Origin of the sequence: Croceitalea sp. MTPC5 (genome assembly GCF_036985505.1) — a bacterium.
Lineage (GTDB): Bacteria > Bacteroidota > Bacteroidia > Flavobacteriales > Flavobacteriaceae > Croceitalea.
Window position 1 is genome coordinate 40,770 of the sequence record NZ_BTGQ01000005.1, and the last position, 11,754, is coordinate 52,523.

General features: G+C 40.8%; 13 protein-coding genes. 9 read left to right on the forward strand and 4 right to left on the reverse strand.

The window, feature by feature from the left end; genetic code table 11:
* The first annotated feature begins 59 nt into the window (after positions 1-59).
* Positions 60-896 carry an N-acetylmuramoyl-L-alanine amidase-like domain-containing protein gene (locus tag AACM45_RS15425; protein ID WP_339143841.1) on the forward strand — a complete coding sequence of 279 codons (837 nt, stop codon included), beginning with the start codon at positions 60-62 and terminating at the stop codon, positions 894-896.
* Between the two features lie 6 nt (positions 897-902).
* Here AACM45_RS15425 and AACM45_RS15430 read toward each other — a convergent pair whose 3' ends face one another.
* From AACM45_RS15430 to AACM45_RS15445, 4 genes are all read right to left on the reverse strand, one after another.
* Positions 903-1,760, reverse strand: a complete 858-nt coding sequence (locus AACM45_RS15430; protein ID WP_339143842.1) for a ThuA domain-containing protein — start codon at positions 1,758-1,760, stop codon at positions 903-905.
* Between the two features lie 96 nt (positions 1,761-1,856).
* On the reverse strand, positions 1,857-3,242 hold the full coding sequence (locus AACM45_RS15435; RefSeq protein ID WP_339143844.1) for an MGH1-like glycoside hydrolase domain-containing protein: 1,386 nt from the start codon (positions 3,240-3,242) through the stop codon (positions 1,857-1,859).
* A 12-nt stretch (positions 3,243-3,254) separates the two neighbouring features.
* A complete protein-coding gene (locus tag AACM45_RS15440; protein WP_339143846.1) occupies positions 3,255-4,028 on the reverse strand; it encodes a ThuA domain-containing protein in 774 nt (257 codons plus the stop codon).
* A gap of 11 nt (positions 4,029-4,039) precedes the next feature.
* Positions 4,040-4,921, reverse strand: coding sequence for an AraC family transcriptional regulator (locus AACM45_RS15445; protein WP_339143847.1), 882 nt, complete (start codon positions 4,919-4,921; stop codon positions 4,040-4,042).
* Positions 4,922-5,126: 205 nt separating this feature from the next.
* Between AACM45_RS15445 and hemA the strand changes: the two genes are divergently transcribed.
* The 8 genes from hemA to AACM45_RS15485 are packed head-to-tail and all read left to right on the forward strand — an operon-like array spanning position 5,127 to position 11,744.
* Positions 5,127-6,383 carry a glutamyl-tRNA reductase gene (gene hemA, locus AACM45_RS15450; RefSeq protein WP_339143848.1) on the forward strand — a complete coding sequence of 419 codons (1,257 nt, stop codon included), beginning with the start codon at positions 5,127-5,129 and terminating at the stop codon, positions 6,381-6,383.
* Positions 6,380-7,303 (forward strand): hydroxymethylbilane synthase, encoded by a 924-nt coding sequence (gene hemC / locus AACM45_RS15455; RefSeq protein ID WP_339143849.1) that lies wholly within the window; start codon positions 6,380-6,382, stop codon positions 7,301-7,303. The genes hemA and hemC overlap by 4 nt, the downstream gene beginning before the upstream one ends.
* Positions 7,278-7,952: a uroporphyrinogen-III synthase gene (locus AACM45_RS15460; protein WP_339143851.1), complete on the forward strand. Its 675-nt coding sequence runs from the start codon at positions 7,278-7,280 to the stop codon at positions 7,950-7,952. Before hemC ends, AACM45_RS15460 begins: the two co-directional genes overlap by 26 nt.
* Positions 7,945-8,970 carry a uroporphyrinogen decarboxylase gene (gene hemE / locus AACM45_RS15465; RefSeq protein ID WP_339143852.1) on the forward strand — a complete coding sequence of 342 codons (1,026 nt, stop codon included), beginning with the start codon at positions 7,945-7,947 and terminating at the stop codon, positions 8,968-8,970. Before AACM45_RS15460 ends, hemE begins: the two co-directional genes overlap by 8 nt.
* A 5-nt stretch (positions 8,971-8,975) precedes the next feature.
* Positions 8,976-9,512: a GNAT family N-acetyltransferase gene (locus AACM45_RS15470; protein ID WP_339143853.1), complete on the forward strand. Its 537-nt coding sequence runs from the start codon at positions 8,976-8,978 to the stop codon at positions 9,510-9,512.
* Between the two features lie 11 nt (positions 9,513-9,523).
* On the forward strand, positions 9,524-10,009 hold the full coding sequence (locus AACM45_RS15475) for a DUF6973 domain-containing protein (RefSeq protein ID WP_339143854.1): 486 nt from the start codon (positions 9,524-9,526) through the stop codon (positions 10,007-10,009).
* A 27-nt stretch (positions 10,010-10,036) separates the two neighbouring features.
* The gene (gene hemF, locus AACM45_RS15480; protein WP_339143856.1) at positions 10,037-10,939 is read left to right on the forward strand and encodes an oxygen-dependent coproporphyrinogen oxidase; all 903 of its coding nucleotides are present in this window, start codon (positions 10,037-10,039) and stop codon (positions 10,937-10,939) included.
* A 16-nt stretch (positions 10,940-10,955) separates the two neighbouring features.
* Positions 10,956-11,744: a PhzF family phenazine biosynthesis protein gene (locus tag AACM45_RS15485; RefSeq protein WP_339143857.1), complete on the forward strand. Its 789-nt coding sequence runs from the start codon at positions 10,956-10,958 to the stop codon at positions 11,742-11,744.
* The last annotated feature ends 10 nt before the right edge of the window (positions 11,745-11,754 follow it).

An 11,754-nucleotide genomic window follows, 5' to 3' on the forward strand; every position in this document is an offset into this window, starting at 1 on the left:
TAATTGGAACAACTTTTGTTATGGAGAAATAAATAACTTTGATTGAAAGCTTCACCATCATGAAATTTATTCTAACGCTGGCCTTGTTTATTTTTATTTTTTACAACGGGCTTTCGCAAATTACTTTTGACCCTGCGGATAAGACGATTTTCACTCAAAAAATGGAGGCTTTTAAAAATGCGGAAGACTCAAAATCTGAGAATCCGCTTATTCTTGTCGGAACTTCATTTTTAGGAACTCCATACATTGAAAAAACCTTAGAAATTGGTGAAAAGGAATCCTTGGTCGTCAACCTAAGAGGATTGGACTGTACCACTTTTGTCGAGAACGTACTTGCCTTTAATTTGCTCTTAAAAGATGGAAAAAACGATTTTCTTGATTTTGCCGAAAAGATAGAGACCATTCGGTATAGAAATGAAGAATTGGATGGGTACCCCTCTCGTTTACACTATTTTACCGATTGGATTCGCAACAATGAACAAAAAGGATTGCTAAAGGATATCACCAACGAACTTGGTGGTATTTCAGTTGAAAAACCGATTGATTTTATGGGTACCCATCGTGAACTATATCCGTTTTTAAAAGATGACGATAACTATCAGCGTATTTTAGAGACTGAAGCCGAATTAGCAAAGAAAGCCTTATGCTATTTACCGCAAGCAGACATTCCAAAGCAGGAAGAAAACCTACAATCGGGTGATATCATCGCGTTGGCTACCTCAATAAAAGGGTTGGATGTTACCCATACCGGAATTGCCATCAAACAACCAAATGGGCGAATACACTTATTGCACGCCTCAATTTCTGGAACGGTCAAAATTACTGAAGAACCTTTAGTTGATTATTTGAAAAAAGTCAAAAACAATATTGGCATTATCGTAGCGAGGCCCCTTTAGCAGCAATTATTTCAGCATAAGTTCAAATGCGTTTTGCATTAATTGTACAAAATCTGAATCAGAGTACTTGTTCCTTGCATGCCCCATACTGGTATAAAAGCTTTTTCCACCGTCGGGTCTTTCCCAATAATGCGCCGTCATCCTCGGGTCGTCATAGGTGTTTGTACCTGTATCAGATACCTGCAAGAACTCAGTAAAGGAAGCGTTCAAATAACCACCTTCCCAGTAATACCATTCTTCATTATCGTTCCAAGGAAAAACTATCCCATTTGTCAGCTTTGAATTTTGGCTTTGCACAGTTACTGTTGCAGAAAAATTTTGAGCAGTGTGGTTTGGACCGTTTCGAACGCTACAACCTGTTACGTTCTCCGCATACCAGTCCCATTCACCCTTACCATTACCAGACACGGTGCTTGCAGTGCTGTGACCATATCCATCGCTTGCAGCATGATTCGAAATAAAATGACCGCCTTGGGCAGCGTAATCCTCGACATTATTACGTTGCGAAGCTGTCAAGGTGTTACCTGAGGTATTGGCGAAAAAAATAACTGAAAATTGATTTAGGTTTTGGGTGGAAGCAAATTCATCCCCCGAATCATCAATAGTAACTTCGAACCCTAAGTCAGAAGCAATTTGGGTTACCATGGCCTCAACTTCATTTCTGGTATTGTGATCAAAGCCAGCGGTTTTGGTAAATAATAAAACGCGAATGTCCTCGTCCGTGCCGTCCTGGTCTGGGTCGGCATCATCACTGGATTCGTCGGGAGTAACTTCCTCCGGTACGATTTCTTCGTTATCCGAACATGCCGTAGAAGAAAATAATAGCATAGTGCCAACGAATACAAAAAAATATAAAGTTCTCATGATAAGGGGTTTACTACTTTATACGTAGTTTACCTATTGTTTAGATTAGCCGGTGTGGCAGTTGACCCCAAAAAACACGCTTAGTAAAGAATCGGGTTACTTAGTTCCCTTTATGTATTCGTTATAAATGGCTATGGGCACCAATCCCGTCCAACCACAGAAATCCTTTTTGGCCGGCATGCCGTACGAAATTAAATCTGGTGCGTAATTTTCCCAAAACGTACCTGTGGCCTCAAAGACTTCTGCTATGGCACCATATGTTTTTTCCGCTAAATCCTTTGCCAACCCATGTTTGCCATTTGCCGTCAACCCCTTTAAGACCATATACGAAGTCGGTGCCCAAACACCCCCTAGCCAATAGTCGCCCCAACCCCTATAATCAGGGTCATCAGCAGAAAGTGCCGGTAATGGGATTTTACGATAAAATTCATCCGTATTGGTCAAATGCGCTAAAAACGTATCTTGTTTTTCTTCGGGTACCAGTTCGCCCAATAACGTCCAATACATGCCAATATGTTTGCGTTTGATTTGCTTACCATAACCCAAATCATAGTAGAAGGCATCAGTATCGTTCCAACATAAGTCGTTCAAAGCTTGTTTTACCTCAGCATGAAAAGTGTCATAATCAGCGATATCGCCAGTAACACCGATTTCGTTGGCAATAAATTTTAATTGTAGGGCATACATGGCCATTTGAGCGGTAAAATCAACCAATCGACCCTCCTCGTTCCAAACGCCCTGTAAGGTCTCCACATATTCAGCGATGAACTGGTTTAATCGTTGTTCACCAGTAGAGCCGCTCATTTTCCCTAGTTTATCGCCAAGTTCATGATGGGTCATACCATTGCCTTCATCCGTAGTCCAATTTCTTGGAAACCTGGGAATATTGTCCATACCCATACCTAAGGTATCGCCCCAAAATAACTTGTCTTCACCTTGATAACGATTGACATGGAATTCGAAGTTCTTTTTTAGGATAGGATACGCATACTTCAACCGTTCTTTATCTTTTTTCACTGTGTAAATCTCGGTTTCCGCTAAGGCCAATAGCGGCGGATTAATGGAAACAGGGTGTTCTTTTGACCATAACGGGCGGCCATCTTTGCGATACTCTCGACAGATGTAACCGTCTTCTTCCATACGTTCATAAAAATTATCAAGGGCCTGATAAACCGGTAACTCATCGAGGTGGTATTTGGCAAAACATACGATAAAACAGGTGTCCCAAAGAAAAATGTTATCTGAGAATGCCGCATCGACAAAAGGTTTTTTGAAAAAAGGCTCACTCTCGCCTCCCCTTACCTTGTTTTTGGTAATTTCCAGTGCCTTGGCATACATCTTTGCCGAAAGTTCTGGTGTTACCTGAAAACTACAGTTGTTATTCCGAACCATAGGCTCCTCTGTCTTTTCGGCACAGGAAATCAATGCCGTTGCCCCAAGGGTCCCTAGGCCAACGGTTTGATAGAATTTACGTCTTTCCATGTATATTTTCAATTATTGGGTATCCGTTCTTTTCAAACACCACTCGATAGCGCCTAATAAGTGTTCTTTAAATTCAGGTTCGTCAAAAGATGCATCGGTATGTCCGCCACCGGTATAGAAAGCACGTCCACCGTCAAACTCATGATACCATGCAATAGGATGGTTGTCACCATTGGTTCCCCCTTCATAGCTTGATTCATCCAACTTCAAAAGTACCTTAACATCAGGATTCAGGTTCTTATAATTGTACCATTCATCGTTACGCACCCAAGTCTTGGATAGGTGTGATGTGGATGCATGGGTATTATCGACAACATCAATGGTCGCCTTTCTTACATTTGGATCGTTTGGATGACTGTCAAAATAACCCCCAACTAATTTTCCGTACCAAGGCCATTCATATTCCGTATCGGCAGCAGCATGGATTCCCATAAAACTTCCACCACTTTTGATATAGTTTTCAAAAGCGCGCTGTTGGGTATTGTTCAAGACATCCATAGTGGTGCTTAAAAAAATCACCAATTTATAGTTCTTCAAGTTCTGTGGATTAATGTCTTCTGGGCTTTCCGTCCTCAAAACGATAAAACCATTTTCCCTACCGATCATTTTAAGGGTTTCTGCCCCTTTTTCAATCGATTGGTGACGATACCCTGAAGTTTTGCTGTAGATCAATACCAATTCAGGGATTGGGGTTACGAATTCTTCAGGGGGTTCGATATAACTTTGCCCGAAGGTGAAGGTAACTGCTAAGAATAAAAGCAGGCTCATCGCTTTACCGGTTTTCATGATATTAAATTTTAGGTAGTTGAAGTTAAATATTTTTTAGGGGTGGTTCCATACTTCTTTTTGAACGAGGCGATAAAATGGCTTGCCGTACTATAACCGACCTTAAGCCCTACTTCATTGACATTGTACCTGCCAGTTTCCAACATTTTTCGGGCGTATTCCATTTTGTAATCAAATAAAAACCCAAATACGGAATCGCCATAGATTTGTTTGAAACCTTCTTTTAATTTTTTAAGGCTTAATCCGATTTCTTCTGAAAGTTCTGCCAAGGTCGGGGGTTCGGCCATTCTGGCGATTATGATTTCCTTGGCTTGACGAATACGACGCACATTATCCTCATCGGCCAAAAACGGACATTGTTCCAAATTGGCATCCTCCGTTTTATTGAAATAGAGTGATATCAGTTCGTAGACCTTTCCCTTGATGTAAAGTCTTTTTATAGACGGATGCAGGTTATAGTTCATGAGCTGGCTCAAAACGACGGCCATGGCGGGGGAAAGCACCTCCTGCGAATAGTATTTTTTCTCCCCTGATACATCACTCAAAAAAGGAATGTATTCCGCCTCACTTGAAAACAACGAATGAAACTTTCGAATGGTCATGACCACCGAAAGCATCCAAGAACTGGGCTGCAATACGACATTCATGGGTAAATCTTTTTGGGTATTGTACAATAAAAGGGAGTTCTCTTCAGATACCTCAAGGGCATAGCCCCCTTCATTGAACAAAAACTTGATACTGCCCTTCAAGGCAAAATGGAATTGGATATACGAGCTGTCAATAGCCCGCACTATGGTCTTGTGGTCTTCGGTATCATTTTGGATCTTAAGCACATAGAACCCTTCATCAACGAGAATTTCATCATATGAACCGATAGCGACATTTTCTTTCATCAAATTCGTTTAATCATCAGTTTGGATTGCTATTTAGAATCGCTCTAAACAATAACCAAATTCTTTTTAATAGTACTAAAACTAATGTTTTTAGCAGATTTTGACAAAAAAGGCAATGATTAAATCCGCTGCTGGCATTAATTGTTCCGCTAGCGTTATTTTTTGGTTTTTTACACACTTAGTTTTGCAATCAGGTTTACGATTCATGAAGAATTACCATATTTCAAAACATCCCTCTTTCTACGCGGTAGGTTTGAGCTACAAAAAGGCCGAAGCCGAGGTCAGGGGAAAATTTAGTTTGGATATTCCGAAGATCGACGCCATCATCATGGGTGCAAAACAGCAGGGCATAGAGGGTCTACTGACCATATCGACCTGTAATCGTACCGAGATCTATGGTTTTGCACAACATCCGTACCAGTTGATAAAATTGCTTTGTGACCATACCCAAGGATCTATAGAAGAATTTCAAGAGGTCGCCTATGTTTATAAAAACCATGATGCCATAAACCATCTTTTCAAAGTGGGGACCGGACTTGACAGTCAGATCTTAGGTGATTTTGAGATCATAAGCCAGATAAAGCAGAGTTTTTCACGCTCGAAGAAACATCAGATGACCAATCCGTTCTTAGAGCGCTTATGCAATTCGGTCATTCAAGCGAGTAAACGCATCAAGAACGAGACAGAACTTTCTTCAGGGGCAACCTCAGTAGCTTTTGCTTCAGTGCGGTATATCCTGAATAATGTGGATGAGGTTTCCGATAAAAACATCTTGCTCTTCGGAACGGGAAAAATAGGTAGAAATACGTGTAAGAATTTAATCAAACACACCGATAACGCGCACATTACCTTAATCAATAGAACCAAGGAAAAAGCCGAGGCAATTGCAGGTAAATTTCAGCTGGTCGTCAAAGATTATGGCGATTTGCAGACAGAGATTCGAAAGTCTGATATTTTGGTGGTCGCTACCGGTGCACAATTGCCTACCGTCTCTAAAGCGCTTTTACATACCAAAAAACCACTTTTGATCCTAGATTTGTCGGTACCGAAGAATGTGGCTGATGATGTCACCGATTTAGAAAACGTTACTTTGGTACATTTAGACGCGCTCTCTCAGATTACCGATGAAAACCTAAAACGTCGAAAAGCATATATTCCCAAAGCGTATACCATCATTGACGAAGTAAAGAATGACTTTGTCAAGTGGCTGGAAACGCGAAAGTTCGCCCCGGTGATAAATGCCCTTAAAGAGAAATTAATGGTTATGAAAGAAGAAGAACTCGACTTTCATTCAAAAAAGCTAGTTGATTTCAATCAAGAGCAAGCAGAAATCGTATCGGAGCGTATCATTCAAAAGATTACCAAACAGTTCGCCAATCATTTACGAAAATCTGAAGCAGATACCGAAGATAGCCTCGCATTGATCCAAAAAGTTTTTCAACTAGAACTGAATACTAAATGAAAAACCTGATTCGCATTGGTACTAGGGACAGCGAATTGGCGTTGTGGCAGGCTACCACCGTTCAGAATAAGTTGGAAGCCTTGGGCCATAATACCACTTTGGTGCCTGTAAAGTCCACAGGCGATTTGGTATTGGATAAGCCCCTCTACGAACTGGGAATTACCGGTATATTCACAAAAACCTTAGATGTTGCACTCATAAAAGGCGATATCGATATTGCCGTTCATTCCATGAAAGATGTGCCCACGGCATTACCGAAAGGTATTGTGAAAACAGCTGTTTTAGAACGTGCGGCGACTCATGATGTCTTGGTTCATAAAGGAATCGATTTTTTGGGACAACAAGGCACTATCGCTACAGGAAGCTTGAGAAGAAAGGCACAATGGCTGGCAAAGTACCCCAAACACAAGGTTGTTGATTTACGGGGTAATGTGAATTCCCGCTTGATCAAGCTCATAGAAAACGAATGGAACGGTGCTATTTTTGCAAAGGCCGGATTGGAACGCATCAAATTATTGCCAAAGGATGCCATTACTTTAGATTGGATGATTCCGGCTCCTGCCCAGGGTGCCATGCTGGTCGTTGCCCTCGAAAACAACCCATTCGCCGTAGAGGCCTCTTCGCAACTGAACCATGCAGAAAGTGAGTTGACCACACAACTGGAACGTGAATTTTTACGCACTTTAGAAGGTGGTTGTACCGCACCTATCGGTGCGTATGCAGAAATAAAAGACCAAACGGTTTATTTTAAAGGATGCCTACACGCCCTTAACGGAAGCACGTTCATCGAAATAGAAAAAGAGCGTCAGATGAATAAGGCATCAGGTTTTGGCAAAAGCTGCGCCTATGAAATTTTAGAAAGTGGTGGAAAACAATTGATGGAAGAGATAAAAAATGAGCTCAACGATTCTGTCCACTAAAAAACTAACGGCTTCGCAAAAAGAGTTGCTGCGCGGTTCTAGAATAACGGTCTTTGACTATGATGCCATAGCAATAGAATACCTGCATTTCGAATGGTTATCAGAATCAGTACATGACTTTTACGTATTTACCAGTCAAAATGCCGTCAAATCCGTCCTCAAAAAAAATCAGTTCTCAAATACAGCGGAAAAAAGGGCATTGTGTGTGGGAACTAAGACAAGACACGTTTTAGAAAGTAATGGCTTTCGCATAATTGAAACTGCACAAAGTGCCTCAGATCTTGCAAAAATTATTCTAAAGAAGTACAAAAAGAATTCTTTTTTGTTCTTCTCAGGCAATCTTAGAAGGGAAGAACTTCCGAAAACGCTTATGGAAAATAACATTCGGTATAAAGAAATACAAGTGTATAGAACTACCTTTAATACCAAAAAATTTGATCGCTCTTTTGAGGGAGTGCTATTCTTTAGTCCAAGCGGAGTCTGCAGTTATATGGAAAAGAATAGTCTGAACCACGGTATTGCATTCTGTATTGGTACTACCACTGCTAAAGAAGCAAAAAAACATACCGATAAGATTATTATTTCAAATATTCCAACTGTAGAAGAGCTATTGGCCACAACCATTAAAAACTATTCAATCAATGATTAAAAACGATTTATTTTTGAGGGCCTTAAAAGGAGAAACTGTAGATCGCCCACCAGTTTGGATGATGCGGCAAGCGGGTCGCTATCTACCCGAGTTTATGGAAATAAAGGCCAAGTACGATTTTTTTACCCGTTGCCAAACTCCAGAATTGGCCTCGGAAATCACGGTACAGCCCATTCGAAGGTACGGTATGGACGCGGCCATTCTTTTCAGTGATATTTTGGTGATTCCACAAGCAATGAATATTACCGTAGAAATGAAACCTGATTTTGGGCCTTACTTACCAAACCCTATTCGAAAACCGGAAGATTTAAACCGCGTTATTGTACCCGATATTCACGATAGCTTAGGTTATGTAATGGATGCCATTACCATGACCAAAGAGAAATTGAACGACGAAATCCCTTTAATCGGTTTTGCCGGTTCTCCTTGGACTATTCTATGTTATTGTGTTCAAGGTCAAGGCAGTAAAAGTTTTGACATGGCAAAAGGGTTCTGCTTTACCCAGCCTAAAGCGGCACATCAACTATTGCAGAAAATAACGGATACGACGATTGCTTACCTAAAAGAAAAAGTCAAAACCGGTGTGAATGCCGTGCAGGTCTTTGATTCTTGGGGCGGAATGTTATCGCCTACTGATTATCAAGAGTTCTCGTTTCAATACATACAACAAATTGTAGATGCCCTTAAAGATGAAGCCCCGGTCATAGTATTTGGCAAGGGCTGTTGGTTCGCGCTTGGCGAAATGGCAAAATCCGGGGCAGCTGCCCTTGGTGTGGATTGGACTTGCTCAGCAAGAAACGCCAGATACTTAACCGGTGGTAACATTACCCTACAAGGTAATTTTGACCCCTCACGCCTCTTATCACCACCATCAGAAATTAAAAGGATGGTACACCAGATGATACGAGAATTTGGCAAAGACCAGTACATTGTTAATTTAGGCCATGGCATTCTTCCAAATATTCCATTGGAAAATGCGGGTGCGTTTATAGAAGCAGTTAAAGAATATACCGAATAGTTTAAGTGGAAATCGAATTCGACAACTATAGTGTTGCCCCCATACATCATAAGGATGCTTGGCGCTTATGCGATTTTGTAGTTTCAAATTCAGAGCGACTAAAAGACTATTTTCCAAATACGCTAAAGGCTAATCTCACGCCTACTTTAGCCGAATTGTTTGTAGACCAAAAAGTAAAGGAATTTCAAAACAATGAGGAATATCTTTTTATCGTAAAAGAAAATACCAATCGCACTATTATTGCCCTGGTCTACCTAAAAGAACTACAAAAAATGCCACAACAAGCAGAATTTGCATATTGCGTAAGCTACCGTTATGAAAGGCAGGGTCTGACCACAAAGATAATTTCCAAATTGAGTGATTGGGCATTTACGGACGCGGGGCTAGACACCTTGCAAATTATTGTCCACAAAGACAATATCGCAAGTATCAAAGTTGCAGAGAAAAATAGTTTTGTATTTAAAAAGACCCTCGAAAGAGAACATCGAGTATCTAATGGTGATTGGGTCGATATGGAACTTTATGAACGTTATGCTTCCTAATATCATTGCAAATGAATATCCTTCGAACATTAAAACGCATCGATTTTCCAACATTCTGGAGCCTTTTGCGCTTGTGTTTGAGATATCCACTATTGCCCTATCCGACTATTGTTGCGACAAAAGCGTGTTTAAAGGTGTCAACCCAATATTTTGGGAAGGCACATTATCAAAATACAGCGGCAAATGCTTTTCGACATGCCTACTGGAACTACTTAATTGCTAAGCTATGTACCAAATGGTCTAAAAACGAAAAGAGGGTTCTATTGTGGACCAAAGCGATTACAGATTGGCATGAAAATGCCTTTAAAAATAGGGAATTGGCCAAACTCATGGATTTACACAACAACAGAATTGGAAGAACCGTATTTAAAGAAAATTCGAAGCAACCTGTTGAAAAAATCACCACCCTCTTACTTGAAATGACCAAAGATTCGGTGTTGATCAGTTCAAAAGAAGCTTTGGCACAAAACCCAAACAACCTAGTACACCTTGTCTAAAGAGCTCAAATGGATAACACCTCGTCTATGAAAGATAAATTTTACAGCTACATTCAAAACCTTCAAGACACAATTACGAAAAAACTTGAAGAAGTGGATGGTATTGCAACATTTCAAGAAGATATTTGGAAACGGCCAGAGGGTGGCGGTGGTAGAACTAGGGTCATTGAAAACGGTGCAGTTTTCGAAAAAGGGGGCGTCAATATTTCTGCCGTACATGGAGAACTGCCCAAAAGCATGCAAAATTACTTTGGTGTTGCTGATGCTGATTTTTTTGCCTGCGGATTAAGTTTGGTACTTCATCCAAAAAACCCATTTGCACCCACGGTACATGCCAATTGGCGGTACTTTGAAATGTATGATAAAGACGGAACTATTGTGGACCAATGGTTTGGTGGCGGTCAAGACCTTACACCCTATTATTTGTTTGAAGAAGACGCCAGTCATTTTCATAGGGTTTGTCAAGAAGCCTGTAACAAACATCATCATGATTTTTATAAAACCTACAAGGAAAAGTGTGATTCGTATTTCTGGAATGCCCACCGTAATGAGGCCCGTGGTATCGGTGGACTATTTTTTGACTACTGCAAAACAAATAGTGAAATGGATATGGAAGCTTGGTTCAACTTTGTTACCGATATCGGCGATAGTTTTCTAAGAGGCTATGTACCCATAGTTACTAAACGCAAGGATATTCCTTATCAGCAAGAACATCGCGATTGGCAAGAAATAAGGCGTGGCCGCTATGTAGAATTCAATCTAGTACATGACAAGGGCACGTTGTTCGGTCTAAAAACCAACGGACGTATCGAAAGCATCTTGATGAGCTTGCCCCCCCATGTACAATGGCGTTATGACCATCATCCAGAAAAAGGGAGCGAAGAAGAAAAGCTCATTCAAGTTTTAAAACACCCTGTCGCATGGGTATAATTTTTAGCTTTATACTATGAAACTCCCCTTATACCAAATTGATGCGTTTATAACGAAGGTCTTTGGTGGCAATCCCGCTGCAGTTTGTATTCTAAATGATTGGCTGGCCACCGACCTAATGCAACGGATTGCCCAAGAGAACAATCTAGCCGAAACCGCATTTATCGTTCAAAAAAACGACACTTTCGAGTTACGTTGGTTTACGCCTGAAACTGAGGTTGACCTTTGTGGTCATGCCACGTTGGCCTCCGCCTATGTGCTCTTTAACCATCGCAATCATACTGAAAAAACCATTCGGTTTTATTCGCCTAGAAGTGGAGCGTTGACTGTTGAAAAAGATTCAGAGGGATTGATGACCATGGATTTTCCATCAGATGAACTTATTGTATTACAAAACAATACAGAAATTATTGGAGCTATAGGTTTAACACCTCAAAAGACCATTAAAGGCAAGACGGATTACCTTTTAATCTATAATTCTCAAGAAGAAATCGAAAAAATCAATCCGAATTTTCATTTGTTGGATCAATTGGATTGTCGTGGGGTCATAGTGTCCGCCCCTGGAACTACGGTAGATTTTGTTTCGCGGTTTTTTGCACCGCAATGTGGTATACCTGAAGACCCGGTAACGGGTTCTGCGCACACCACTATGACCCCATATTGGTCAAAAATCTTGGGTAAAACAGTTTTATCGGCCAAACAACTTTCGAAACGTGGCGGCGACTTACAATGTGAATATTTGGGGGAACGTGTTAAAATTTCAGGTTATGCAGTGCCTTATTTGATTGGGGAGATAAACATATAACTTGATTTAC

Excerpts from the sequence above, each read along its gene's own strand:
- AACM45_RS15460 (WP_339143851.1), top strand. The coding sequence starts at position 7,278 with ATGAGCTCAACGATTCTGTCCACTAAAAAACTAACGGCTTCGCAAAAA.
- AACM45_RS15435 (WP_339143844.1), bottom strand. The coding sequence starts at position 3,242 with ATGGAAAGACGTAAATTCTATCAAACCGTTGGCCTAGGGACCCTTGGG.
- hemA (WP_339143848.1), top strand. The coding sequence starts at position 5,127 with ATGAAGAATTACCATATTTCAAAACATCCCTCTTTCTACGCGGTAGGT.
- AACM45_RS15485 (WP_339143857.1), top strand. The coding sequence starts at position 10,956 with ATGAAACTCCCCTTATACCAAATTGATGCGTTTATAACGAAGGTCTTT.
- hemC (WP_339143849.1), top strand. The coding sequence starts at position 6,380 with ATGAAAAACCTGATTCGCATTGGTACTAGGGACAGCGAATTGGCGTTG.
- AACM45_RS15440 (WP_339143846.1), bottom strand. The coding sequence starts at position 4,028 with ATGAAAACCGGTAAAGCGATGAGCCTGCTTTTATTCTTAGCAGTTACC.
- hemE (WP_339143852.1), top strand. The coding sequence starts at position 7,945 with ATGATTAAAAACGATTTATTTTTGAGGGCCTTAAAAGGAGAAACTGTA.
- hemF (WP_339143856.1), top strand. The coding sequence starts at position 10,037 with ATGAAAGATAAATTTTACAGCTACATTCAAAACCTTCAAGACACAATT.
- AACM45_RS15425 (WP_339143841.1), top strand. The coding sequence starts at position 60 with ATGAAATTTATTCTAACGCTGGCCTTGTTTATTTTTATTTTTTACAAC.
- AACM45_RS15475 (WP_339143854.1), top strand. The coding sequence starts at position 9,524 with ATGAATATCCTTCGAACATTAAAACGCATCGATTTTCCAACATTCTGG.
- AACM45_RS15445 (WP_339143847.1), bottom strand. The coding sequence starts at position 4,921 with ATGAAAGAAAATGTCGCTATCGGTTCATATGATGAAATTCTCGTTGAT.
- AACM45_RS15430 (WP_339143842.1), bottom strand. The coding sequence starts at position 1,760 with ATGAGAACTTTATATTTTTTTGTATTCGTTGGCACTATGCTATTATTT.